18 protein-coding genes are annotated in these 23,619 nt (G+C 65.3%); 10 read left to right on the top strand and 8 right to left on the bottom strand.

Translation table 11 applies throughout. The features are described 5' to 3' along the window. Window positions 1–152: 152 nt before the first annotated feature. The 4 genes from Q1L50_RS15105 to Q1L50_RS15090 form a co-directional block, all read right to left on the bottom strand. Entirely contained in the window at window positions 153–830 is a 678-nt protein-coding gene (locus Q1L50_RS15105; RefSeq protein WP_300340110.1) for a DUF642 domain-containing protein, read from the bottom strand. Window positions 831–1,221: 391 nt separating this feature from the next. Next, entirely contained in the window at window positions 1,222–2,544 is a 1,323-nt protein-coding gene (locus tag Q1L50_RS15100; RefSeq protein WP_300340109.1) for a ferric reductase-like transmembrane domain-containing protein, read from the bottom strand. 45 nt (window positions 2,545–2,589) lie between these two features. Next, a complete protein-coding gene (locus Q1L50_RS15095; protein WP_300340108.1) occupies window positions 2,590–3,081 on the bottom strand; it encodes a diheme cytochrome c in 492 nt (163 codons plus the stop codon). A 48-nt stretch (window positions 3,082–3,129) separates the two neighbouring features. After that, window positions 3,130–3,681 (bottom strand): DUF1924 domain-containing protein, encoded by a 552-nt coding sequence (locus Q1L50_RS15090; RefSeq protein WP_300340107.1) that lies wholly within the window; start codon window positions 3,679–3,681, stop codon window positions 3,130–3,132. A 122-nt stretch (window positions 3,682–3,803) separates the two neighbouring features. On the opposite strand from Q1L50_RS15090, the gene Q1L50_RS15085 reads away from it, so the two are divergent. The 7 genes from Q1L50_RS15085 (at window position 3,804) to Q1L50_RS20065 (ending at window position 12,571) form a co-directional block, all read left to right on the top strand. Further along, window positions 3,804–4,139 (top strand): PepSY domain-containing protein, encoded by a 336-nt coding sequence (locus tag Q1L50_RS15085; protein ID WP_300340163.1) that lies wholly within the window; start codon window positions 3,804–3,806, stop codon window positions 4,137–4,139. Beyond that, on the top strand, window positions 4,139–4,801 hold the full coding sequence (locus Q1L50_RS15080) for a response regulator transcription factor (RefSeq protein WP_300340106.1): 663 nt from the start codon (window positions 4,139–4,141) through the stop codon (window positions 4,799–4,801). The genes Q1L50_RS15085 and Q1L50_RS15080 overlap by 1 nt, the downstream gene beginning before the upstream one ends. Window positions 4,802–4,809: 8 nt before the next feature. Further along, entirely contained in the window at window positions 4,810–6,291 is a 1,482-nt protein-coding gene (locus Q1L50_RS15075; protein WP_300340105.1) for a sensor histidine kinase, read from the top strand. A 160-nt stretch (window positions 6,292–6,451) separates the two neighbouring features. After that, window positions 6,452–6,781 carry a nucleotidyltransferase domain-containing protein gene (locus tag Q1L50_RS15070; protein ID WP_300340104.1) on the top strand — a complete coding sequence of 110 codons (330 nt, stop codon included), beginning with the start codon at window positions 6,452–6,454 and terminating at the stop codon, window positions 6,779–6,781. Next, complete coding sequence (locus Q1L50_RS15065) at window positions 6,765–7,160, top strand: HEPN domain-containing protein (RefSeq protein WP_300340103.1); 396 nt, start codon at window positions 6,765–6,767, stop codon at window positions 7,158–7,160. The genes Q1L50_RS15070 and Q1L50_RS15065 overlap by 17 nt, the downstream gene beginning before the upstream one ends. Then, on the top strand, window positions 7,157–11,917 hold the full coding sequence (locus tag Q1L50_RS15060; RefSeq protein ID WP_300340102.1) for a DEAD/DEAH box helicase: 4,761 nt from the start codon (window positions 7,157–7,159) through the stop codon (window positions 11,915–11,917). The genes Q1L50_RS15065 and Q1L50_RS15060 overlap by 4 nt, the downstream gene beginning before the upstream one ends. A gap of 357 nt (window positions 11,918–12,274) precedes the next feature. Beyond that, on the top strand, window positions 12,275–12,571 hold the full coding sequence (locus Q1L50_RS20065; RefSeq protein ID WP_366145247.1) for a type II toxin-antitoxin system RelE/ParE family toxin: 297 nt from the start codon (window positions 12,275–12,277) through the stop codon (window positions 12,569–12,571). Between the two features lie 117 nt (window positions 12,572–12,688). On the opposite strand, the gene Q1L50_RS15055 is transcribed toward Q1L50_RS20065, so the two are convergent. The 3 genes from Q1L50_RS15055 to Q1L50_RS15045 all read right to left on the bottom strand — a co-directional run bounded on the left by Q1L50_RS15055 (window position 12,689) and on the right by Q1L50_RS15045 (window position 16,967). Continuing rightward, the gene (locus Q1L50_RS15055) at window positions 12,689–13,087 is read right to left on the bottom strand and encodes an NUDIX domain-containing protein (protein WP_300340101.1); all 399 of its coding nucleotides are present in this window, start codon (window positions 13,085–13,087) and stop codon (window positions 12,689–12,691) included. A gap of 114 nt (window positions 13,088–13,201) precedes the next feature. After that, window positions 13,202–14,185: a DNA-binding protein YbiB gene (gene ybiB / locus Q1L50_RS15050; protein ID WP_300340100.1), complete on the bottom strand. Its 984-nt coding sequence runs from the start codon at window positions 14,183–14,185 to the stop codon at window positions 13,202–13,204. Window positions 14,186–14,213: 28 nt separating this feature from the next. Further along, entirely contained in the window at window positions 14,214–16,967 is a 2,754-nt protein-coding gene (locus Q1L50_RS15045) for a nitrate reductase (RefSeq protein ID WP_300340099.1), read from the bottom strand. A gap of 359 nt (window positions 16,968–17,326) precedes the next feature. On the opposite strand from Q1L50_RS15045, the gene Q1L50_RS15040 reads away from it, so the two are divergent. Then, window positions 17,327–20,365: a chemotaxis protein CheB gene (locus Q1L50_RS15040; RefSeq protein WP_300340098.1), complete on the top strand. Its 3,039-nt coding sequence runs from the start codon at window positions 17,327–17,329 to the stop codon at window positions 20,363–20,365. 95 nt (window positions 20,366–20,460) lie between these two features. Next, the gene (locus Q1L50_RS15030; protein ID WP_366145246.1) at window positions 20,461–22,704 is read left to right on the top strand and encodes an EAL domain-containing protein; all 2,244 of its coding nucleotides are present in this window, start codon (window positions 20,461–20,463) and stop codon (window positions 22,702–22,704) included. On the opposite strand, the gene Q1L50_RS15025 is transcribed toward Q1L50_RS15030, so the two are convergent. Further along, a complete protein-coding gene (locus Q1L50_RS15025; protein ID WP_300340097.1) occupies window positions 22,587–23,267 on the bottom strand; it encodes a hypothetical protein in 681 nt (226 codons plus the stop codon). The genes Q1L50_RS15030 and Q1L50_RS15025 overlap by 118 nt on opposite strands. Before the next feature lie 7 nt (window positions 23,268–23,274). Between Q1L50_RS15025 and Q1L50_RS15020 the strand changes: the two genes are divergently transcribed. Then, window positions 23,275–23,619, top strand: a complete 345-nt coding sequence (locus Q1L50_RS15020) for a hypothetical protein (RefSeq protein WP_300340096.1) — start codon at window positions 23,275–23,277, stop codon at window positions 23,617–23,619.

Genomic DNA, 23,619 nt, shown 5'->3' with positions numbered 1-23,619 from the left:
GTGTGCGCCGCGGGACGAGGTGCAAGGCTGGGGCGGCAAGCGCAGCCCAAGCGAAATCAAGACCGACCAGACCGATGCGAGACGGCTTACGCGTCTTGCGTCAAGTGGCGGTGTGGTCCGGATCTACCGCATCGGCTGCCCGTCCAGGCTGATCAACTTTGCAGGTGCTGGCGCCGCCGCAGCAAGGCGGCGATCCCGATCAGCCCCGCAGCCATCAGGGCAGTCGTTTGCGGCTCGGGAATTGTTCCGGAAGTCGTCTGTTTCTCGGCGAAATAGACATTGTCGAGGCCGATTCCCAGGTCGTTACTGAGAGCGCCGTTGGCGCGGCCCAGAAAACTGAACTGCGCGGTGCTGGCGTCCGCCAGCCAGTCCAGCGAAAAGTGCGCCCAGTTCATTGGCGAGGTGGCGGTGCTGGCCAGCGACAGGTTGGTGAAGGTCTGCTCGTTGCCGCCGTTGATGCTCATCCCGAGCGTGCTGAAGCCAAACGGCAGATAATTGCCGACGTCAAATGACAGCGTGTAGACCTTGCCGATGGCTGTATCGACGGCGTCGGATCGCAAGCCCTTGTTATAGCCGGTAATGCCGGTCAGGTCGATCCACTGCCGCCCGTCGCTGGCTTTCAGCCCGAGGTAGGTGTCGGGCGTATTGTGTACCTGGCCGCCAAGCACCGTCCAGCCCGTAATCTCGGTCGATCCCGGGTTGTAGAGGTGGTAAATGTTGGTCCCGACAATGTCGGGTGTTTCGAACGATCCGTTATTCAGCAGGTTCGCGGCGCTGGCCGGAACCGCGGCGCAAACCGTCAGTGCGGCGAACAGTAAACTATTTGTCACAGAGGATTCTCCCTGGTTGTTGATGGTGAAAGGCTACCGTGAAGCGTGCGTCCGGTCTGGAACGCCGAGCGCGCACGCTGCCCGCCAGCGACAGCGGCGCCGGCACAGCGTTCGTGCAAAGCAAATTTCGCGCCCATGCCTGAGTGTCCTGCCGATGGCAATGCTCCATGGTGAATTATCAAGCACTTGCCGACGCAGGCCCTTGCCGCGGATTCCCAAAACGCGTCATCTCCGCGACATTGACACTGCGCGCTGTCAAGTTTTCCGACAATCATGTCGGCGACGGGCGGGCTGCTGCGACCGGGCGCCGAGTGCGAACCTGCAGGCGGCCGCGGCGGTCCGGGCAGGTGTCGGTTGCCGAGGCTCTATCGAGATCTGCGGATGCGCTACTCTAGCGCATCGCAAATGCCTCCTGATGGAAGCGCAGCTTGCCGTGCCAGGCGTCACGCAGTCCTGCGTGCAGTCCATCGGCGAGGCCCTGGGGACCGCAGAACCAGACCTCGACCGGGCGCGAGCGGTCGTGTTCGGCGGCGAGTTGCTCCGCGCTGAGCCGGTGACCCTGCATGGCGCCATGGATCCGCAGGCGGATTGCCGGCAGGCGCTCGCACAGTGCCGCCAGCTTCGACACGAAAGGATCGGTGTCGCGATCACGGCTGCAGTAGTGCAGATCGGCTGACAGCGCGTCGCCGGGCCGGTTCTGCAGTGCTTCCAGCCAGGCCAGGAAGGGCGTCACGCCGATGCCGCCGGCGATCCAGATCTGCTGCGCTCCGCGCTGGCGGTGAGCGAGGTCGAAGCGCCCGTACGGCCCTTCGACTTGCACCGGCTGGCCAGCCGTCAGGCGTCTGGCGAGGGTCCGCGTGTAGTCGCCGATGGCCTTGATCTGGAACGAAACCTCGCGCTTGCCGCAGTCAGCGCTGGCAATCGTGAAGGGATGCCGGCCCTCGCCCTGATCGAAGCTGACGAAGACGAATTGGCCCGGTCGATGCCCGCGCCATCCCTCGGCCAGGCGGCAGCGTACGGCGAGGACATCGGGGGCGGTGTGGGCGACGTCGATTACCTCGCCCGGTACCTGCCGCGAGCGACCGATCCGTCCGCCCAGCGACAGCACACTGCCGTAGACGCCGCCGACGATCAGCGCGGCCAGCAGCACCCCTACCGGTCGACTCCAGTACGCCCAGGGCGCCAGCAGCAGCGCGTGTACGGCGAGCATCAGGTAGAGCACCGGCATCACCCGGTGCAGGAGACGCCACGGCCGGTACGGGAAACGCTTCCACAGGGTGATCGCCAGCATCGCCAGGAGGACGTAGATCGCCCATTCACCGAAGTCTTCCGCCAGGTCGCGCAGGACTTCCAGAAAGCCGCTGTAGTTCTCCTTGGCTGGCCGGCCCTGGCGACCGACGATCGCTTTCAGGAGCTCGCTCGAGGCCTCGATCAGCCAGTGCAGCGCAGCGAATCCGCCGGCCAGGATGCCCGCCCACTTGTGCGTGCGGTACACACGGTCCATGCCGCCCAGCGGCGTTTCGAGCCACGCCGGCCGGGTGGCCAGCAACATCGCCACCGACAGCAGCGAGATCGATAGCAGGCCGCTCAGGTACAGCGCCTCCTGGCGTAGCACCCACGGCGCTGCGCCGCCGGCTGGCGCGCCGGCGATCAGAGCCTCCCAGCCCCAGGCCAGCGAGACGATGGCAATGATCAAGGTGAGAAGGGTGTGCATGGTCGGTACCTCGCTCGCTTCGCCAGTCGGCACGATCCGGACCGGCTAGTCCTCGTAGTAGCCGCGTTCCGCGGCGGCGTGGCAGGCGACGCAGTTGGCCTTGGTGCGGACGTCCTGGTGCTTCCACTCCCAGGCGGGAACTTCACGGTGCTCGCGTACCCATTTCCGCAGCTCGGTAATCCGCAGCGGCGCGTTGGTCGTCGACGTGCCGCGCAGCAGCTTGTCGCCGTAGCGCCGACCGCCGGCATCGCCGGCGTTGGCCAGCAGATAGTCGGTGATCCGCCTGGCGGTCGCCGGATCGACGCTGGCATCGTCGCCGAAATGGTTCTTGAGATCGCCCATCATCCGTTGCCACGAACTGGCGGGAAGCATCGAAGGCGGAAAGGCGAGGTGGCAACTGCCACATTCCTCCTTGACCACAGGGTCGCCGACTGGCGCGAAATAGTGGCTGCCGCCAGCTTGCGCCCGTTGGAAAAGGAGCGCCGAAAAGGCGACGGTGACCAGGCCGATGGCAAGCGGGCGGAAGGGTATGTTCATGGGGTCCTCCGGGGAGCGGGATTGAAGGGAGTTGATGACCGATGCTGCCTACCGGCTGAGCATGAAGCTGAGCCAGTCGCCTTTTTCCTGCGGCGTGCATTCGCGGCCGAGCACGTCATGACAATTGCGCTTGAACCATTTTTCGACCTTGGCCGGATCGCCGTAGCGGCCAGGGCTCGCCGACACGGCTACCGGCTCGATGGTTTTGCCGGCGGGTGTACGGCCGGCTGTGCGCGGGTCGTTGGCATGGCAGCTGGTGCACGCCGGCGTATCGGCCTTGCCGCCGGCGAACGACTTGCGGTGGAAGGCTTCGCCGCGCGCCGCCGAGAACCCGGCGAAGGCCGGGTCGGCCTTGTTCGCCGCCACGCCATAGCCGGCAACCATGTCGTCGCGTGGCGCGGCCTGGGCCGCGGCGCTGGCCAGCGCCAGCGTGAGCCCCAGCAGCAGCGTTTTTTCCTTCCTGTTCATGGTTGATTCCTCACCGGTCGGTTTCGACATGACGCCACTTTGCCTGGCTGACCCTGAACGGATGATGAAGCGCCCGTTAATCCTGCGTTCAGCCATGCGGGCGTAAAAACAAGGCTCGGGGGCGGGCTGCAACCAGCCGGCGCGGCGGCTCGGAAAGTCTCTGCGGGAAAGGTCGCGTCCGTTACACTCTGGAGATGATCCGCGTGAACAAAACCTGGCGTGGCGCCGTTGCCCGGTGCCTGTTGTCCGGCCTGATCGCCGCGGCGCTGCTGGCCTGGGTCGACATCGGGCTGGCCGGCGACGGACACGGCGGCGACCATGAGCGTGCGCGTCAGGCGCTCGAAGCCGGCGAGGTCCTGCCGTTGCGGACGATCATCGAGCGCGTCGAGCGCGACTACCCGGGCCAGGTCATCGAGGTCGAACTCGAGCGTGAGCACGGCCGCTGGGAATACGATATCAAGCTGCTGCGCAGCGGCGGATCGCTGGTCAAGCTCAGGATCGACGCCCGCGACGGCCGCATTCTCGGCGTCAAGGGGCGTCAGGCCGTCGGGCAAGGCGAGCGCAGCCGCCGCGCAGGAGACGAGCACTGATGCGCATCCTGATTGTCGAGGACGAGCCCTTGCTGCAGACGCAACTGGCCGATTCCCTGCGGGCGGCGGGCTATGCCGTCGATACGGCGAGCAATGGCGTCGACGCCCTGCACCTTGGCGACAGCGACTCGTACGATGCGGTCGTTCTCGACCTCGGCCTGCCGCAGATCGACGGCATCACCGTTCTCCGGAAGTGGCGCACCGCGGGGCGGGCGATGCCGGTGCTGATCCTGACGGCGCGCGACGGCTGGCACGAAAAAGTCTCGGGCATCGACGCCGGCGCCGACGACTATCTGACCAAGCCATTCCACATGGAAGAACTGCTGGCCCGCCTGCGCGCGCTGATCCGCCGCGCTGGCGGCCACGCCAGCGCCGAACTGGTCTGTGGGCCGCTGACGGTAGACACCCGCAACAGCCGCGCGACGGTGAACGGTCAGGCCTTGACGCTGACCAGCCACGAGTACCGGGTGCTGGCCTACCTGATGCATCATCGCGAGCAGGTGATTTCTCGCGCTGACCTGGTCGAGCACATCTACGCACAGGACTTCGATCGCGACTCGAATACCGTCGAAGTGTTCATCGCCCGCCTGCGCAAGAAGCTCCCGTCGGGCCTGATCGAAACCGTCCGCGGTCTCGGCTATCGTCTGACTGCTCCGGGATGACGTCGCTGGTGCAGCTTCCTCCACTCGCCGGGCGCGGGTCGCTGCGCATCCGCCTGCTTGCCGGAACGTTGTTCTGGATCGCCACGTCGATCGCCGTCGCTGCCTGGGGGTTGAGCAGCCTGTTCCGGCAGCACGTCGCGACGCAGTTTCACGCCGAGTTGAAGACCCACCTCGACCAGCTGACTGCCCACCTGACGGTCGACGCGCAGGGGCAGCCGAAGCTGGCCCTGGCCCTCAGCGACCCGCGCTTCAGCCTGCCCTACAGCGGGCTCTACTGGCAGATCGACGACCTCGCGGCAGCCGGTGGTACAGAAGCGGCTGTGGCAGCCGGCACAGCTGTGGCCCGGGTGGCGACCGGACGCCTGCGCTCGCGTTCCTTGTGGGATGCCGTGCTCGCCGTACCGCCCGACGCTCCCGCCGACGGCGAGATTCATTCACACCGGGTCGCAGGCCCGGCAGCGACCATGCTCGGGATGGCCGAGCGCGTCGTGCGCTTCAACGAGCCACTCGATGAGCAACTCGACCATCGCCCCGACGGGCCGCCGAGATCGTTCCGGCTGATCGTCGCCGCCGACGAGCGACTGCTGGTCGAACCGGTGGCAAGCTTCAATGGCGCGCTGTGGCTTGCTCTTGGCGTACTCGGTGTCGGTCTGCTGATCGCCGCGCTGGTGCAGGTGCTGATCGGGCTGGCACCGTTGCGCAAGTTGCGCACCGCGCTCGGTCGTGTGCGCAACGGCGCCGCGCAACGTCTCGAAGGCGAGTTTCCCGCCGAAATCATGCCGCTGGTCGACGAGTTCAACACCGTCCTGGCGCAGAACGCCGAGGTTGTCGAGCGCGCCCGCACGCAGGCGGGCAATCTGGCCCACGCGCTGAAAACGCCGCTGAGCGTTCTCGCCAATGCCGCCGCCGGCAACGACGAAGCGCTCGCCCGCCTGGTCGTCGGCCAGGTCGACACCGCGAAACGGCAAGTCGACTATCACCTGGCGCGTGCCCAGGTCGCCGCTGCGGTGCGCGTCCCAGGCGCGCGAACACCGCTGCAACCGGTACTCGAAGGACTGCTGCGGACGATGCGACGCCTTCACGCCGCGCGGCCACTCGAACTGGTGCTGCATCCGCTGGCGGAAAGCCTGACTTTTCGCGGTGAGCAGCACGATCTGCAGGAAATGCTTGGCAACCTGCTCGACAACGCCTGCAAGTGGGCCAGCAGCCGCGTCGCGGTCGCCGCCCACCTCGACCGGGGGAGGTTGATGATCTGCGTGGATGACGACGGGCAGGGCATCGCTGCCGGCGACCGCGATGCCGTACTCCGCCGCGGCGTTCGCGCCGACCAGCAGGTGCCCGGCACCGGCCTGGGGCTGTCGATCGTCGACGATCTCGCGCAACTCTACGGCGGCGAACTCACCCTCGCCGCTTCGCCGCTGGGCGGCCTGCGGGTGCTGCTGCAGTTGCCGGCAGCCGGCGGCGCTGCGGGTGAACTGGGGCCGGGCTAGGGGCACAAATTCGCCCGCGTGGCCGGCGCCCTGCAGCTTGACCGCACTGGAGCGAACCGCACATACTTCAGGCCATGCTGCCGGGTTTCCCGCGCTTCGCTCCTTTGCTGCCTCCTGACTACCGCTAAACTGGCGGCGGATTTCCGGAGCAAGACCAACAATGATCGACATGAAGACCATACGTGCCGCCGCCGCCAGACTGGTAGCTGCCGCCAGCTCGCCCGCCCGCGTCATCCTGTTCGGATCCTACGCGCGCGGCACGGCGGACGAGGGTTCGGACCTCGACCTGATGGTTATCGAACGAGAAGTGCCGGATAGGGCGGAGGAATACATGCGCTTGATGGATGCCGTGGGTCGGCTTGCGCCAGGTGTAGGCCTGGACTTGCTGATTTACCCTCTGAGTGAATTCGAGCGGCGTGGCCAGGTGCCCGGCACGGTGTTGTTTGAGGCACGCAGCCAAGGTCAGGTGTTGCATGACGCCCTCCCTTGAGGAAGCACTCCGGTTGCTGCGCCTTGCCCAGCGCGATCTGCAGACCTACCGTATCCTCGCCACCCATCCCGATGCCTCCTTGGCCGCCACCTGCTTCCATGCCCAGCAGAGCGTTGAGAAGGCGCTGAAGGCGGTCCTGACGGCACGTCGCGCGACCTTTCCCCGCACTCACAACCTCGAAGAACTCGGCTTGCTCGTGACAGAGAGCGGTATCGGCCTGCCCGCTCCCGGGAGGGATTTGCGACGGCTCACTCCATTCGCGGTGGACTTTCGCTATGACGAAGAGACCGTCGGGCTGATCACCACGGAGGCGGCTGGACTTCTCGCGGAATCAGTATTCCAGTGGGCAAGAGTGTTGATCGAGGCGACCAGGCAATGAGCGGCATTGCCGCCCTGGTTGAGGAGAAATTCAGGAGTCGGCTGGAAGCCTACCGCATCGTCCAGGCCGATATGCGGGAGCATGCCGGGATCGAAGAGGCCGTGCTTTCGGGTGGTTACGGCTATCGTCAGATCCTGGAGTTGGTACAGAACGGCGCGGATGCGATCCTGGAAGCAAACGAGCAAGCCGACGCCCAGCGGCAGACCGCACGTATCGAAGTCGCCCTGCATGGTCAGCATCTTTACGTCGCCAATTCCGGCGCACCCTTGAGCACGGAAGGGGTCGACGCCCTGCTGCAATCGCATTCCTCGCCGAAACGCGGCAACCAGATCGGCCGTTTTGGCCTCGGCTTCAAGTCCTTGTTGCGCCTCGGCGGGCGGCTGGATATTCTCAGCCGCAGTGGCTCACTACGCTTTGACCCGGAGCACTGCAAGAACCAGATACGCCGGGAATTGGCGCTGGACGACAGCACGCCCGTGCCTGGCTTGCGCCTTGCCTGGGTCTTGGAGCGGCACGCCGAGGAGGCGACCGACCCGGTCCTCGAAGGGTATTCCTGGGCTACGACAATCGTCCGGGCGGAGATCCGGAACGTAGCCATCACTCCGCACTTGCAAGAGGAAATCCGCAAATTTCCTGCACCTTTCCTTCTGTTCTTGCCGGTAGCCGTCTCGCTGGGACTGGACGCGGGCGATGGCGCCAAGCGCCAACTCAAACGGGAGCCGGATGGCCCGGACTTCCTGCTCTTCGACGGCGACGAAGAATCCCGGTGGCGGTTTGTCGAGAATGCAGAGGTCCGTATCACCGACGCCGCCGCCAAGGCCGATGCCACCCATCTACACGCCCGTGAGCTGGTGCCCCTTGCCTGGGCCATGCCACTGGATGCGAAGCGCGAGTCTGCGGGTCGGTTCTGGGCTTTTTTCCCAACCGATACCGCTACCCGCCTGCCGGGCATCCTGAACGCTCCCTGGAAGGTCAACAATGATCGTAATGCCCTGATTGCAGGCGAGTGGAACAACGCCTTGATGCGCGAAGCCGCCGAACTGATCGCGCGCACGCTATCCGAACTCGCTACCGAGGCTGACCCCGGCCGGCCACTTGACGCTTTCCCTCGCCAGCTGGAACGTCTGGACGAGTTCGCCGCGCCATTGGTCGAAGCGTTATGGGACAGAATCATGGCAGCTGTGATCATCCCGGATGGTCGCGGCACACCGCGACCATTAGTGGAACTAGAACGACCTCCCGTGGACGATGCGGACTTGCACGGTCAGTGGCGCGACTTGGCGCCAGTGGAGGCACGGGGACGCTGGGTGCATCCCGCTTGTCTCACAGGTGACCGGCCGAAACGGCTCGAAGCGCTGGCGGAGCGGCTTCGCAAGGCTAAAGCAGACGGCCTGGCCAGGGCCAAGGCGTTGGACTGGCTTGCCGAAATCGCCACCAACGACCCTGGATCGGCAGGGCAGGTGTTGGCGCTTGCCGGACACTACGCAGGGAAATTGCAGCAATGGCAGTGGTCCAAGGAGAGCTCTGAGCTAAGGATAATTCCAGCGGATAGCGGCCGGCTTTGTTGCCCCGCGGAGATTGTCCTCGCACCGGAGGGAATCCCGTTGCCGCCGGGGCGCGAAAGCGTGGCCAACGTGCTCGCGAGTGACGCGGAGACACTCAGGCTGCTGACCAAAGTACTCGGTGTAAAACGGCTGGATGATGAAGGCTGGCGGGAATTGCTCGCGCAGGACCTGGCGAGTGCCACCAGGCAGGATTGGCGGTTCAAGCCAAGGAATAATGACAAGGAATGGCGCGCGTTCTGGGAAATCCTTCGCCGTGCGCCATGCACTGCGCGCACTGCGTTCGTCGAGCAGAATCGCTGGCGAATTCGGGTGCTCCGCCGTGATGGCGACTGGGTGTCGCACGATGAAGCCTTACTGCCGGGAGACATCGTTGGAGTAGATGATCCTGACAAGCGCAATCTCCGCGTCCTGTTCGACGAAAACGCCCATGCGGACGACCAAGAACTGCTCGCAGCCCTCGGGGTCCGCGAATCCCCGGCCGGGGTGGTTGGACCGCACCCCTACAGAAACGTCGTCGGCAACGAACATCGACAGCAACTGAGCCCGTGGTTGAGTGCCGTCGAGGGCGGCTACCGGACAAGACTGGACAGCAGCAGCCCGCGATCCGACTATCTCCTCCCCCTTTCCCTAGTGATGCCGCACGGCTGGATGCTGCTTGCTCAGTTACAGAGGCAGCCCAATGCCAGGCTGACGAAACGATTTCTCGATTCCCTCGGCAGTCTGGCTGAAAAGGTGGACTTCGGGCACAGCACGCGGCGGGATGCTTATCCCCAAGTCGAGGTAGCCCACCCGATGCTCTGGTTCATCCGGCAACACGGCACGGTTGCCATCGCCCAGCACGCCATCCCACTTTCAACGCTGCTGGCTCGTCGCGACATTGATGTGCTCCGCCGGATGGCTGGCTGGAGCCATATCAAGGTAGCGATGGGCAGACTCGTCGATCTGATCGGCGCTCCCGCCCTTGACCAGCCGAAAGCAGCCCAAATTGGCACCTTGTGGCAGGCGCTGTTCGAGCACCTCGGCACTCCCGATGCGATTGCCACCGATGGCCTTCACGGCCTGTGGACGGCGGCGGCCGCGGATGAGCAGGTTCCTGAAACCGTGCAGACTGAGAAGGGTGCGATTCCGCTGAGCGCCGTCTATGTCAGCGGTTCGGCAAACCTCACCCAGCGCGCCCGTGCGCAAGGGATGACCGCGATCACGCTGGAGAGCCTGGCGCTGAGACGATGGCTGGACAAGGGTGCGCGTAACCTGGATGCGCTTTTTCATGCGGAGTGGTCTGAAGTCCTGACCGCGCCGGCGTTGCTCGAAGTGATCGTGCCGGAACTCACCGAAGTCCTGAGCACTGAAGCAAGGGATGACGCCGCGTGCTTGTCGGTGCGAGGCTTGCGGCTGGTCATTGAAGGGCAGGAGCAGGCCATCCCTTGCGTCTTGTGGGAAGGGTTTCTTCATCTCGACCCGGCACAGCTGGAAGCCATGTCGCGTGTCGAGCGTCTCGCAGCCATCCTGCACGAAGCCGACGCAGCCGGATGGCTGGAACATCCGATCGCCAAAGCCCGGCGAAAAATCGCAGATGCTCAGTTGCAGGCCAATCGGGAACAGGTCGCGGCCGGCGTTTCTTTGGCGGATCGACTGCTGCGAGCGGTGGGGGACAAGACCCAAGCCCTGATCCAGGTATTGGGGGAAACCGTCGGCAAAGCGCTACCCAGCGACTGTTCGCCTCACGAGATTGCCGAACTCGTTCTGGCGATGCAGGGGCCGACGATTCTCCAGGACATCCGGAGCACTCTGGCGGCGGAAGGTTTGTGTCCGCCCAGCCGCTGGGGTGGCGATGAGGCGCGCGCCTTTGTCGCGGCCATCGGCTTTCCAGATGCCTTTGCCGCCGCGCCGCAGGCAAGACGGGAAGCGGAAGAAAGGATCAGCGGGCCGATCCGACTCCCTCCCTTGCATGACTTTCAGGACGAGGTGTTCTTCAGGCTACGGCAACTGATCGAGAGCGCCAGTGGGCGCCGCCGCGCCGTGGTCAGCCTGCCCACCGGCGGCGGCAAGACGCGGGTGACGGTGCAAGCCGCTGTCGACCTGGTTTTGAAGCCCGAGAGCGGCAAGCGCAGCGTGTTATGGGTGGCGCAAACCGACGAGCTCTGCGAGCAGGCTGTCCAGGCGTTCAGACAGGTCTGGCTGAATCGGGGCGCCGAGAGAACGGACCTGCGTATTGTTCGCTTCTGGGGTGGACACAGAAATCCCTCCCCATCGCCTACGGGACGGCCCACGGTAGCCATTGCCTCGATCCAGACCTTGAACAGCCGGATCGGACGGGAAGGATTGGACTGGTTGAGCCATCCCGGCCTGGTGGTGGTCGACGAGTGCCACCATGCCCTCACACCCAGCTACACCGGCCTCCTCAAGTGGCTGGACGCGGAGGCGCCCCGCTCGGGCACAGCAGCAAGGGCTGAGCCGCCAATCATCGGCCTGAGCGCGACGCCTTTCCGGGGTGCAAACGACGACGAAGAAAATCTGCGCCTGGCCAAACGCTTCGATCAACGTTGGCTGCCTGCCGATCAGCAGTCTCTGCACGACAACCTGACCAGCCAGGGAATATTGGCCATTGCCGAGCATGTGCCTCTGCAGTCCCCCTCGAAATTCCCGCCCGCGCTGATCGAAAGGATGGGTGCCCACTCAGATGCGGAAGGCATACAGCTCGAAAACCTGCTCGAAGAACTCAATCGCTGGCTCGCCGACGATGACGATCGCAACCGGTTGTTGATCGACACCATTGTCGAGTGTCAGCAAGAGAGCATCCTGTTTTTTTCTAACTCGGTCCAACACGCCGAGGAAATGGCGGCGCGCCTGAACATCGAGGGAATTCCCGCGCACGCGGTCAGCGGCAACACCCCGGCTTCGGCCAGGCGCTATTTTCTCGAACGATTCCAGCAGGGGGAGGCTCGCGTGTTGTGCAATCATAGCGTGCTGACCACCGGCTTCGACGCTCCCAGGACCGATATGGTATTGATCGCCCGTCAGGTGATGAGCCCGGTGCGCTACATGCAGATGGTCGGACGTGGTTTGCGCGGAGAGAAGAACGGCGGCACTGCACGCTGCCGGATCGTCACCGTTCTCGACAACCTGGGGAGATTTGGCGACAAACACCCTCATCATTTCTGCGCAAAGTTCTTTCCCCCACCGAACGTGTGATCTCCGCCGATTCACGTTATATCCTCCTGCGGCCTTAGTCGAAGTCACCATGAACTGCCCCTTGATGCGCACACGAATTGACCGGCATATTGCTCCCCAACCGGAGCCATCGCCTACCAACCCCTCAAGGCAGGGCGGCGATTCTTGATCGGGATTGCCAGCCGGCGCGGACAACAGACTTCCTGGTGCGAAGAACTCAGCTCCGAAAAGCACTGCTTTGACAGCCCCTGGTTCGGCGCTGACCGCAGAAGTCCACGCGTCCATGGACGGCCCTCACTGGAGTATCCCGCACGATAAAGTCATGGCCGGGATGAACTTCGGCACGGCCACCCTGCCTGCGGTCAGGCGCCAAAGCGCGTGGCAGCGAGGCACTGCCGCATCGACTGGCGGCCGAAGGCTCGCGAGGGCTTGCGCACGATCGTCCGGTATGTCGGCAAGGGCAATCTGGCGCGAGCCGGGGACATCGCCACTCAATTGCGCGATAGGACCAGGGCACCCGCGCAGCATCCCCAAGCGGGCCATGCCGGCGGGTGGGCTTACCCGGCTGCCGGCGCGAACCAGCTTGTGTATTCCAAGTCCGTCGTTTCCATGGCGTCCTGGCCGAGAACCGCACCATGCCGGTATCGAGAGCGAGGCATGCGGCCCGCGAGGTGACAGGTGCCGTGATTGCCGATGACAGTGGAGGGCAGGCACGCCGGTCGGTGCGAAGCCAGGCAGACTTGTGCTGAAGAATAGATGGCCGGCGTGGCTGGCGTCGTGCGGGAGATCAGTTCACCCGCATGAGGCATTACACGGGCAATCAGACGCGCTGCGACTGTCAAGGAAGCGGTCGAGGATCTTGCGGGTCGCCGCCGACATCCTGCCGCTGAGCGTCAGGTCGTCCTGATCGAAGTACTGCAAGGCCACGGCGTCGTCGCCGGCGAGCGGTGTTCCGGATGCGGAGGCGTGGAAGACGTGGTGCCAATTGGTCTGCGACTCGTGGCTGAACAGGAATTGCAGCGCGTCCGCGGTCAGGCAGGTTTCTTCGGCGAGTTCGCGGGCGGCGGCCTGCAGGCCCGATTCCTGCGGGTTGATGCCGCCTCCGGGCAGCAGGATCAGCCCGCCGCGGTTTTCGACCAGCAGGATTTTTCCGTCGACCTCGACGATGATGGTGGCTCGTTGTCGCTTCATGTGGGTACTCTCTTGGGGCGGGAGGTGTTCCGGAAGGGTGGCGCTCGCGGTCGCCGCCGCGGCGCCTGCCGGGAACGGTCAGAGCGGCCACGCCGCCGCCGGTGGGCTACGCCATCAGCCGCACGCCAGAGCCTTGCTATCGACCGCGACCAGCGCTTGCGCCTGGTTGACGTCGCTGGCACGGCCGCAGGCGTAGAGGCAGCAGGCGAGCTGATCGGCGATCGGGGTCGGCAGCGGCGCCTCGCCGGCGAGCACGCGGCGCATCCAGGCGACTGTCGCGCTGGCGTCACAGGTCTCGGGCAGTTGCGGCAGCACGCGGAGGCTGTCGCGCTCGGCTTCGAAGAGGACTTCGCTGATGCCGTCGTGCAGGTGCTCGATCACCGGCCGGCGTTTTGGGTTGGCAAAGGGCTCGCCTTCGGTACCACGCAGTAACAGCGCATGCGCGCCGCCGATGGTCAGGATGGTGCGCATACTGGTGATGTAGTCGGGGTGGGTCGCTGCCGCGAGCAGCAGCGAGTTCCCGTGGAACGGGTCGAGCATCTTGACCAGACTGTGCGCGCTGTTGCGCAGGCCGAGGCGGCTGCGCAAGGCGAGCTGTCGGTCGAGACCCGGAGCGAGCAGTGGCAACGGCAGGTAGGCCAGACCGCCGTCATCGATCGCCAGCTGCGCCTGCGCAACGCTGGTGCAGGGGGGCACGCCGAACGCGGTGAAAATCTGCTCGCTGGTGACCCGCCCATAGTCGTCGCTGAGGCCGTGCACCAGCACCGGCACGCCGAAGCGCTGCAGCAGCAGGGCCAGCAGAGGCGTCAGATTGGCGCTCCGGCGGGCGCCATTGTAGGTCGGGATGACGATCGGGCGGAGCGGGCCGGCCGGGCGTTGCAGCGTCGGCAGGCGTTCGTTGGCTGCGGCCAGGAAGCCGGCCATCTCGTCTACCGTTTCGGTCTTCATGCGCAGGGCGATGGCAATGGCACCCTGTTCGAGGTCCGGCACCTGGCCGTCGAGAATCGCGCCGTAGAGCTGCTGTGCATCGGCCCGCGAGATGTCGCGGGCGCCTTCGGCACCGCGCCCGATTTCCCTGATCAACGTTGCCAAATCCATGCAGTCCCTGCCTCCTTCGGTGCGCTGCTCAGGCTGGCTGCGCGCTGGCGGCAGTCTCGGCCTGACTGGCGATGATCTGCCGCAGTTGCGGCAGACACGAGCCGCAGAAGGTACCGCATTTCCGCTTTTCCTGCAGCAGCGCCAGTGTCGCGCCGGCGCCGACGTCGGCGATGATCTGCGCTTCGCTGACGTCGGCGCAGTTGCAGACGGTGCGGCTGCGCTGCGGCAGCTTGCCGGGTCGCCTGCCGATCGGTGCGACCGCCCAGCGGATCAGCGCGGGGTCGAGCCCGGAGTCGCCATCGTTGGCCTCGTCGGCCATCACCTCCTTGAGCCAGGACTGCGCCTGCGTCTCGCCGGCCAGACGAACGCCGATCAGCTTGCCGTCCGGGGCGACCGCGCGCTTGCTGATCTGGCGGCGTTGATCGGCATAGACGATCGCCGCCTGCTCGGCGCCGAGACCGAACAGGGCGTCGATCTCCAGCAACCGGTTTTCCGGTAACGCTTCCGCATGCGCCGCGCGGAAGACCACCAGCGGCTGATCGCGGCCGTAGAGGCCGACGGTGGCGAAGGTGAATTCGGGCAGCAGCTCGCGCGCCTTGGCGAGCAGGCGAAGCGCTGCCAGTTCGCCGGCGCCGGTCTTGCGGAGAATCACCAGTTGCCACGGCAGATCGGCCTTGTCGACGGCGACCGCAGCGTGCTTGAGTTCGGGTTGCTGCGAGAAGGGGTCGCAGGTCGACAGCGTCAGCGCGTTGACGCCGGCGCTGTTCATGAATTGGCTGCCCCAGTGCATCGGCAGCCACGCGCGGCCACGCAGCAGACCGGCGTCCGCTTGGACGCGCACGTGCACGTCGCCGCGCGGGTTGGCCACCCGTACCAGGTCGCCGCCGGCGAGGCCGCGCTGGCGCAGGTCGGCGGGGTGCATCGAGAGCAGCGGTTCGTCGTCGAGATTGAACAGTCGGGCGACGGTGCCGGTGCGGCTCATGCCGTGCCACTGATCGCGCAGGCGGCCCGACAAGAGGCCGATCGGGTGGGCGGCGTCGGTGGCTTCGGCGGTCGGCCGGTGCTCGACCTTGACGAAGCGGGCGCGGCCGCCAGGTGTCGGGAAGACGCCGTCGGTGTACAGGCGCCGACGGCCGCTGCTGGCGCCTTCGGGCAGTGGCCACTGCTGCGGGCCGGCCGCGTCGAGCAGGGCATAGCTGATGCCGGTGATGTCGAGGTCGCGCCCGCGGGTGCTTTCGCGATGCTCGTTGAAGATCGCCTCGGGTCCGCTGTAGGGGAACAGCTGCACGGTCAGCGGGTGTTCGAGCCGGGCGCCGAGCCGGCGCGCGAAGTCTACGACGATCTCCCAGTCGGGTCGCGCCTCTCCCGGTCGGGCGACCGCCGGCGTCAGGTGGGTGATGCAGCGCTCGGAGTTGGTGACCGTCCCTTCCTTTTCTCCCCAGGTCGTCGCCGGCAGCATCAGGTCGGCGTAAGCGGCGGTGTCGGTATTGCCGTAGGCCTCCTGCAGGACGACGAAATCGGCGGCCTGCAGCGCCGCGCGAACTTCGTTTTGGTCGGGCAGCGATTGCGCGGGGTTGGTGCACGCGATCCACACGGCCTTGATTTCGCCTCGCTTGAGCGCCGCGAAGAGTTCGACCGCCGCCTTGCCGGGCTGCGCCGGTACCGACGGCACGCCCCACAGGCGTGCCACTTCGGCGCGGTGTTCGGGGTTGGCCAGGTCGCGGTGCGCGGAAAGCAGGTTGGCCAGGCCGCCGACTTCGCGGCCTCCCATCGCGTTCGGCTGGCCGGTCAGCGAGAACGGGCCGGCGCCCGGGCGACCGATCTGTCCGGTGGCCAGATGCAGATGGATCAGCGCCGCGTTGTTGTGCGTCCCGTGCGCTGACTGGTTGAGCCCCTGGCAGTACAGCGACAGCGCCGCTGCGGCCTTGCCGAACCAGCGTGCGGCCTGGACGATCTCGGCCTCGGCGAGTGCGCAGATTTCGGCAACGACCGCTGGCGGGTAGGCGGCAACGCTCTCTTCGAGCGCGGCAAAGCCCTCGGTATGGGCGGCGATGTAGTCGCGATCGACAAGTTTCTCGGCCAGCAGCACGTGCAGCAGGCCCATGTAGAGCGCGATGTCGGTGCCCGGCTTGAGCGGCAGGTGCAGGTCGGCGATCTCGGCGGTTTCGCTGCGGCGCGGATCGATGACGATGATCCTCAGATCCGGATTGGCGGCACGTGCATCCTCGATGCGGCGGAAGACGATCGGATGCGCGACCGCCGGGTTGGCACCGGCGATCAGCAGGCAGTCGGTGAGCGCGATATCCTCGTAACAGCAAGGCGGCGCGTCGGCGCCCAGCGTTTGCTTGTAGCCGGCCACCGCCGAAGACATGCACAGGCGCGAGTTGGTGTCGACATTGTTGGTGCCGATCAGCCCCTTGGCCAGCTTGTTGAAGACGTAGTAGTCCTCGGTGAGCAGCTGCCCGGAAATGTAGAAGGCGACGCTGTCCGGACCGTGCGCGGCGATGATCTCGGCAAAGCGCTCGGCGGCATGCGTCAGCGCCTCGTCCCAGCCGACACGCTGGCGCGGCAGATGGCGTTGCCGGCGCAGTTCGGGGAACAGCAGGCGATAGTCGGGACGCGCCGTGAGATGCAGCGACGCGCCCTTGGTGCACAGACGGCCGGCATTGGCCGGATGGTCGGGGTCGCCACGCACGCCGACGATCTGCCCGCCGTTGGTTTCGATCAGCAGCCCGCAGCCGACGCCGCAGTAACAACAGGTGGACTTGACTGGCTTGTTCATGGTTTTTTTGCTCCGCTCCTGCTGTTGCGAAGCAACAGCCGTGCCAAGAGGAAAGATCGGCCACTTGGCGGGTGGCCCCGGGGTGGCGTCTGGCAATGGTGCCTTGTCTTGGTGCGCCGCCAGGCGTGGCCGCCTCAATGCGGGGCGGCGGCCAGGCGCGTGGCGGGCGATGCGCGAGGCTGTCCACGGCGTGTGGAGAGAAGGCGTCCGCCGCGCGGAGCGTGGTTCGATCGTCGGCTTCGTTCCTCTGATGGCGGCGGCGACCCGTGAAAAGTGTTTCGAGGCGCGAAAAAAACCCCCTGCTGGAAGTGCTCAGACTATCATTGCCGAATTCAGCCGCCGCAAGCATGGGGGGATCCATGAAAGCCGGAAAGGACACCGGCAAGGCCGGGACATCGCTGCCGTCGCCACTCGCCCGGGCCGATCCGGACGAAAGTGCCGCGGACCAACCCTTCCCGATCGTCGGCATCGGCGCGTCGGCTGGTGGTCTGGCGGCGTTCGAGGCCTTCTTTTCCGGATTGCCCGGCGCTACCGACCCGGGCATGGCTTTTGTGCTGGTCCAGCACCTGGCGCCGGACCACAAGAGCATCCTCGCCGAGCTGGTCCGGCGGTACACGCGGATGCAGGTCTTCGAGGTCGAGGATGGCATGCGGGTGCAGCCAAACTGCACGTACATCATCCCGCCCAACCGTCACATGGCGTTCTTGAATGGCCGGCTGGAATTGCTCGAGCCGTCGGAGCCGCGCGGCCAGCGCCTGCCGATTGATTTCTTCTTTCGTTCGCTTGCCGACGACCAGCACGAGCATGCGATCGCGATCGTGCTCGCCGGTACCGGCAGCGACGGTACCCTGGGCGTGCGGGCGATCAAGGCCGAGGGTGGGATGGTGATGGCGCAGGACCCTGCTTCGACCGAGTTCGACGGCATGCCGCGCAGCGCCATTGCCACCGGTCTGGTGGATTGGCAGCTGCCGCCGGCCGAGATGCCCGCCCGGCTTATCGCCTACGCCGCACACGCCTTCGGCAAGCTGCACCACCTCGCCGCCGACCCGCACCCCAAGGTCGAGGGCGCGCTGAAGAAGATATTCGTCCTGTTGCGAGCACAAACCGGCCACGACTTCTCCCAATACAAGCCAAGCAGCATCCACCGCCGCATCCTGCGCCGCATGAGCGTCCACCAGATCGAGGCGCTGGACGCCTACGTCAGGTTTCTGCAGCAGACGCCGACCGAGGTCGAGGCGCTGTTTGGCGACCTGCTGATCGGGGTCACCAATTTCTTCCGCGACCCGGAGGCTTTCCAGATCCTCGAGGACCAGCTGCTGCCGGTGCTCTTCGACGACCGACCGGCAGGCAGCGTGATTCGCGCCTGGTCGGCCGGATGCTCGAGCGGCGAGGAAGCCTATTCAATCGCCATCCTGCTGCAGGAGCGCATGGAAGCGCTCAAGCAAAGGTACCCGGTGCAGATCTTCGCCACCGACATCGACCGCCGGGCGATCGCCACCGCCCGCGCCGGGCTCTATCCGGCCAGTATCGCGGTCGACGTTTCGCCGCAGCGGCTGGCGCGTTTCTTTAGCGCGGAGGCGGGCGGCGCGTACCGTATTCACAAGAGTATCCGCGACCTGCTGATCTTTTCCGAGCAGGACCTGATCAAAGACCCGCCGTTCTCCAGGCTCGACCTGATCAGCTGCCGGAACCTGCTGATCTATCTGGGCGCGGAGACGCAGAAGCGGCTGATGCCGATGTTCCACTACGCGCTGAATCCGCGCGGCGTGCTGTTCCTCGGCACCTCCGAAAGCATCGGCGACTCGACCAGTCTGTTTGCCGTTCTCGACCGCAAGGCGAAGCTGTACCAGCGCAGGGAAGACGTCACTGGCATGCAGCGCGTGGTGATGAGCCGCTTGCTGCCGCCGCGGACGGCGATCGCACGCGGCGCCGCAAAAACCGCATTGCCGGTGCCCCCGTCCTTGCGCGAGCTGACCGAGCAGGCGCTCCTGCAGCGCCTCGCTCCAGCCGCGGCGCTGGTCAACGGGCAGGGCGACATCCTATACCTGCACGGTCGCAGCGGCGCCTACCTGGAGTTGGCACCGGGCGAGGCGGGCATCAACAACGTCGTCAAGATGGCTCGCGAAGGGCTGCGGCTGGAGCTCAGCACGAGTCTGCACAAAGCTGTTTGCAGCAAGGAGAGCGTCCGGGTCGAGGGGCTGCGCGTCAAGAACAACGGTCACTTCGCGAAGCTGGACCTGAGCATCCACCCGCTGACCACAGACTTGACCGCGCCGCCGATGTCACCGCTGTATCTGGTGATCCTGGAGGAGGCGCGTACCCCCGTTCCAGAAGCCGAGCAGCGCCTGCCAGGCGCCAGCGGTGGCGTCGATGTCGACGCCAGCGACAGCGCCGATGCGCGGCTGGCGGCAGTCACCGAAGAACTGCGCGCCAGGGACGAGTACCTGCAGAGCGCCCATGAGGAACTCGAGACCGCCAACGAGGAACTCAAGTCCTCCAACGAGGAAATGCAGTCGGTTAACGAGGAGTTGCAATCGACCAACGAAGAGCTCGAGACCTCCAAGGAGGAGTTGCAATCGGTCAACGAAGAACTGACCACGGTCAACGTCGAGTTGCAGACCAAGGTCGCCGACCTGTCACGCGCCAATAACGACATGAACAACCTGCTGGCTGGCACCGGCATCGCCACCGTCTTTGTCGATCATCAGTTGCGCATCCTGCGCTTCACCCCCTCCGCTACGCAGATCATCAACCTGATCCCCGGCGACCTTGGTCGGCCGGTGGCCCACATCGTGTCCAACCTGGTCGGCTACGATGGCCTGCTGGCAGACCTGCAGGCCGTGCTCGATACCCTGGAGCCCAAGGACGCGCAGGTACAGAGCAAGTCCGGGCTGTGGTACATGATGCGCATCCGGCCGTATCGCACCCTGGACAACGTCATCGAGGGCGCAGTCATTACTTTTGCGGACATCACCGAGATGAAGCGGATGGAGGATTCGCTCGACAGCGCCAACAAGCTGCTTCGTCTCGGCGTTGTCGTTCGCGATGCCTTTGATGCAATCACCATGCAGGACCTGGACGGCCGGAGCCTGGCCTGGAACCCGGCCGCAGTCAGGATGTACGGCTGGAGCGAAGCCGAGGCGCTGCTGATGAACGTGCGCGCGCGGATTCCGCAGCCCCTGCAGGACGAGGCCGTGATCCGGGTCGATCAGCTTGGCCGGGCTGAGGTTCTGGAGCCGCACCTGACGCAGCGGCTGACCAGCGATGGCTCTGTGGTGGACGTTTGGGTGACAGCCACCGCTTTGCTGAACGAGGCCGGACGGGTGTACGCGATTGCCACCACCGAGCGGTTGAAGGAGGCGGCGGAGGTGGCCTCTCCAGGTCGATACGCCCGGTGACCAGCCTGGGCAAACGCCCTGACCTGGCCGCGCCGGCGACGCGGAACAAACCTCCGGGTGCCGCCTCGGCGCTGCGCCGAAAGGCGGAGAAGACGTTGCTGCAAAACGCCGGCCAGTCCCCGGACGAGACCGAGACGATGGCGCCCGAAGCGATCCGGCAAACACTGCATGAACTGCGCGTGCATCAGATCGAGCTCGAAATGCAGAACGACGAACTGCGCCGGGCGCAGGTCGAACTGGACGTCGCGCGGACTCGCTACTTCGAGATCTACGACCTGGCGCCGGTCGGTTACTGCACCTTGAGCGAGCGCGGGCTGATCATCGAGGCCAATCTCACGGCTGCCGGCTTGTTGGGCGTCGCCCGCGCCGCGCTGGTCAAGCAAAGGATCAGCAGCTTCATTCTCAAGAGCGATCAGGATCTCTTCTACCTGCACCGCAAGCAACTCCGGGAAAGCGGTGCGATGCAGGCGTGCGAGTTGCGGATGGTACGGCACGACGGCACGCCATTCTGGGCGCGCCTGGAAACCGTCGGCGCGCACGAGGCCGATGGCGCATCGGTGCTTCGCCTGGTGATCAGCGACATCAGCGAGCGCAAGCAGGCCGAGGCCGAGCTGCGGATCGCTGCCGTCGCCTTCGAGTCACAGCAAAGCATGATGGTCATCGACGCCGCAGGCGTGATCCTGCGGGTCAACCGGGCGTTCACCGAAATCACCGGCTACGGCGCCGAGGAAGCCGTCGGACAGACTCCCCGCTTGCTCGAATCCGGTGTGCACGGCGCCGATTTCTTTCGCAGCATGTGGCAAACGATCGATCGTACCGGCGGCTGGCAGGGAGAAGTCTGGGACCGGCGCAAGGACGGAGAGGTGTACCCGAAATGGCTCAGCGTCTCGGCCGTGAAAGCTGGCGACGGCAGCATTAGCCATTACATCGCGACGCATTACGACATTACGGCGCGCAAGAAGGCCGAAAAGGAGATCGAGGCCCTAGCCTTCTTTGATCACCTTACCCATTTGCCCAACCGCGCACTCCTGCAGGACCATATCAAACAGGCGATGATCGCCAGTCGCCGCAATCGAACTTTCGCTGCCCTGCTGTTCATCGACATCGATCGCTTCAAGGCGCTCAACGACACTCACGGTCATGACAAAGGCGATCTCCTGCTGCAAAGCGTTGCGCAACGGATCAGCGCCAACGTTCGTGAGGGCGACACGGTGGCGCGGCTGGGCGGCGACGAGTTCGTGGTGCTGCTGGTCGGTCTGGGCGCGAACCAGGACGACGCCGCCAGGCAGACCGAAGGCGTCGGCGCAAAGATTCTCGCCGCGCTCAATCACGTGCATCAGCTTGGAGGTATCGAGCATCGCAGCTCGGCGAGCATCGGCGCCACCTTGTTCCGCGGGCGTGAAACGTCGCTTGACGAGATGTTGAAACAGGCCGATCTGGCGATGTACGGGATCAAGAAAAGCGGCCGCAACCGCTTCGCTTTCTTTGACCCGGCGATGCACGGTGTCGCTCTCGGGAAAGCCAAAATGGAGGACTTTCTGCGCCGAGCGATTCGGGAAAACCAGTTCATGCTTCACTACCAGCCGCAGGTGACCGTCGATGGCAGCGTCACCGGAGGCGAAGCGCTGCTGCGCTGGTCGCGCCCCGGGCACGGTTTGGTGCTTCCTGGCGAGTTCATCCCGCAGGCTGAACGAAGCGGCTTGATTCTTCCCTTGGGCCGCTGGGTTCTGGAAGCTGCGTGCAGCCAGTTGGCACTCTGGGCCAGTCGAGCAGAGCTGGCGCAGCTCTCGATCGCGGTGAACGTCAGCGCTCGGCAATTCCACGAACCTCACTTCGCCGACGAGGTCCTGGCGATCCTCGCGCAAACCGGTGCCAATCCCAAGCGGCTGACGCTCGAACTGACCGAAAGTCTGCTGGTTGACCACGTCGACGACCTGATCGCCAAGGTCTTCAAGATGAAAGCTGCGGGCTTCAGCTTCTCGCTCGATGACTTCGGCACCGGCTATTCCTCTTTGTCTTACCTGAAGCGGCTGCCGCTGGATCAGTTGAAAATCGACCGGTCCTTTATTCGCGACGTGCTCAGCGACGCCAACGACGCGGCAATCGCCAGGAGCATCGTCGCGCTGGCTCACTGCCTTGGACTCGGCGTGATCGCCGAGGGGGTGGACAGCGCAGGCCAAAGGAACCTTCTGGCCAGCGCCGGGTGCGATACCGGTCAGGGCTATTTCTTCAGCCGACCGTTGGCGATCGATGATTTCGAACGGTTCGCGCTGCGGAAACGAGGTGTGGTCGAGGACGGCTGGATTGGCGACCAGTCGCTTGGTCGGCCGCAGGTGTAGGGCAGCAGCAGCCTTGCCAGCACACGGCCGACGGCGACTCCCGGCACGCTTGGAAGACAGGGCGGTCGTCGGCGAAGCGCAGACAGTGCACCGCAACCCGGCACTTTGCCCCTGGGCCAGGGCGCGCGATCGCCGGTGGGCTGGCGCTGTTCATGCTGGCAGAGGTGGCGGCATGAAGGGAATGCGGCCGCTTGCGGCACAAAGCTCGCCAGTCGCTCGCCGGCCGTCATCACTTGTGACCAGACGTCGAAAATGCCGCCGTCGCTGCGCAGCGTTTCGGTCTTGAGCCTAACCGCTCTGGCGAAGTCGCGAATCGGTGCTTCGACGCTTGCGAAAGCCGGAATCCGGGTGAAGCTGCCGATGATCGCCTCGGCGATCCGGTCGATGTCGCCCGTACTCTGGCCAATCTTGACGTAACGGCTTTCGTAGAAAGCCTCGACCGGAATCGAGAACGCGCGAAATGGTTCGCCCCACAATTCGTCGCTCCCTTCCTCGCCGCTAAGGTGCAGGAGGAAGCGACCGAGTTGCATCGCTTCGAGCAGGCATTGGCCGCATGCCCGCATCAGCGCATTGTCGCTGCGAGTCGACGATTCCGCCGGCCCGCAAGTCGACCAGTGGTCTGAAGATGTCGGTTCCCCGGGTGAACAGGGAGCCAGCCAGTATGCCGGCTTTGACCCGCTGCCGCGCCGGATCGGCCTGCGCCTGGCAATTCGCCCGCGCCTCGTCGAGCCGGCAGCCTGGAATGTTGAGGCCATGCTCGGTGTGATTGAACAGGCGCCGGGCGCTTGCTTCGATCAGCGATTTCTTCCCCTGCGGCGAATCGGCTGGGACCGGACAGGTCTTGATCCAGTAGCCCTCGTAGAGCACACGCTGTTCATCGGGGCAGTTTCGGAAAGAGAGGAATGCTTGCCATGA

The organism is Accumulibacter sp. (assembly GCF_029255145.1).
Taxonomy (GTDB): domain Bacteria; phylum Pseudomonadota; class Gammaproteobacteria; order Burkholderiales; family Rhodocyclaceae; genus Accumulibacter.
This window is presented reverse-complemented; position numbering and strand designations above follow the sequence as displayed.